Source organism: Actinomycetes bacterium (assembly GCA_035489715.1).
Lineage (GTDB): Bacteria > Actinomycetota > Actinomycetes > JACCUZ01 > JACCUZ01 > DATHAP01.
In genome coordinates this window covers 1-2,128 of record DATHAP010000009.1, presented here as the reverse complement: position 1 = coordinate 2,128, position 2,128 = coordinate 1, and the positions used below count along the sequence as shown (strand labels likewise).

Annotated in this window: 1 protein-coding gene; it reads left to right on the top strand. The window is 72.6% G+C overall.

What is annotated here, in order from left to right; all coding sequences use genetic code 11:
* Window positions 1-215: 215 nt before the first annotated feature.
* On the top strand, window positions 216-2,128 hold a 1,913-nt coding region (locus VK640_00750), incomplete at its 3' end, for an acetoacetate--CoA ligase (GenBank protein ID HTE71716.1).

Sequence of the window (2,128 nt, the reverse complement as noted above, 5' to 3'; positions counted from 1 at the left end):
TCGTGCCGGTGATCGCCCTCGCGCTGGCATGGTTCGCCCGCCGCCGTGCGTCCGCCGAGCCGCCCACCGAACCGCCCGCCGGGCCACCCACCGAGCCGCCCCGGTGAGCCGCCCGCCGGGCCGCCCCGGTGATGTCACGGTCGAGCTGGACGTCGAGCATTCGCCGTTCGACGCGAGGAGATCGGCGCCACGAGGCTGCCACTAGCGTGAGCGGCATGCGCGAGCGAGGGAGGGTGCTCTGGCAGCCGCCGGACGACGTGCTCGACAGCACCCGCATCGGGCGGTACCTGCGGTGGCTCGCCAGCTACCGGGGGCTCTCCTTCTCCGACTACGACAGCCTGTGGCGCTGGTCGGTCGACGACCTCGACGGGTTCTGGCGCTCGGTCTGGGACCACTTCCACCTCGAGTCGGCCACGCCGGTCGAACGGGCGCTGGCCGACGCCGAGATGCCCGGCGCTGCCTGGTTCCCCGGGGCGACGGTCAACTACGCAGGCCATGCCCTCCGCAGCGAGCCGGCGGGACCCGCACTCGTCGCCTGGTCGCAGTCGCGCGATCCGGTCGAGCTCTCGATGGCCGACCTGCGGGACCAGGTCGCGCGCTGTCGTGCGGGGCTCGAGCGGCTGGGCGTGGGCGCCGGCGACCGGGTGGCCGCCTACCTGCCCAACATCCCCGAGACGGTCGTCGCGCTGCTCGCGACCGCCAGCCTCGGGGCCATCTGGTCGTCGTGCGCCCCCGAGTTCGGAACCCGCAGCGTCGTCGACCGGCTGCGGCAGATCGAGCCGGTGGCGCTGCTCGCCGTCGACGGCTACCGCTACGGCGCCAAGCAGGTCGACCGGGTCGCCGAGGTGGCGGCCATCAGGTCGGAGCTGCCGACGTTGCGCTCGGTCGTCACCGTGCCCTACCTCGACGCCGATGCGCGGCTCGACGGTTCGCTCACCTGGGACGAGCTGCTGGCCGAACCTGCCGACCTGCGGTTCGCGACCCTGCCGTTCGACCACCCGCTCTACGTCCTCTACTCGTCGGGCACGACCGGCCTGCCCAAGCCGATCGTGCACGGCCACGGCGGCATGCTGGTCGAGCACCACAAGGTGCTGGCCCTGCACAACGACCTGGGGCCCGGTGACCGCTTCTTCTGGTTCTCCACGACCGGCTGGATGATGTGGAACTTCCTGGTGTCCGGCCTGCTGGTAGGGGCCACGCTGGTGTTGTTCGACGGCGATCCCGGCTTCCCCGACCTCACCGGGCTGTGGCGGATGGCCGGTGAGGTGGGTGTCACCTTCTTCGGGACGTCGGCGCCGTTCCTGCTGGCGTGCCGGAAGGACGGCATCGTCCCCGCGGAGGTCGCCGACCTCGCAGCGCTCCGGGCCGTCGGCTCCACGGGCGCGCCGCTGCCGTCCGAGGGATTCGAATGGGTGTACGAGGCCGTGGGCCGCGATCTGTTGCTGTCGTCGGTCAGCGGGGGCACCGACGTGTGCACGGCCTTCGTCGGCGGCTGTCCTCTGGTGCCGGTGCGCGCCGGCGAGATCTCGTGCCGCTACCTCGGCGCGAAGGTCGAGGCCTACGACGAGGCGAGCCGACCGGTGGTGGGCGAGCAGGGCGAGCTGGTGCTCAGCGCACCCATGCCGTCGATGCCGGTGGCCTTCTGGGGCGACGCAGACGGCTCGCGCTACCGGGCCGCGTACTTCGAGCACCACCCCGGCGTGTGGACGCACGGTGACTGGATCATCCTCTACGAGGACGGGGCCTGCGTGATCACCGGGCGATCGGATGCCACGCTCAACCGCGGCGGGGTCCGCATGGGCACGGCCGAGCTCTACACCGTGGTCGAGAGCCTGCCCGAGGTCGCCGACAGCCTGGTCGTGCACCTCGAGGACCCCCACGGGGGTCCGGGCCGGCTCGTGTTGTTCGTCGCGCCGGCCCCGGGGATGGACGTCGACGACGAGCTGCGGCGCCGCATCGCCAAGGCGCTGCGCACCCAGCTCTCGCCCCGGCACGTCCCCGACGAGATCCACGAGGTGCCCGGAGTTCCCCGCACGCTCTCGGGCAAGAAGCTCGAGGTGCCGGTCAAGCGCATCCTGAGCGGCGCAGAGCCGGACCGTGCCGCCAGCCGCGGCAGCCTGGCCAACCC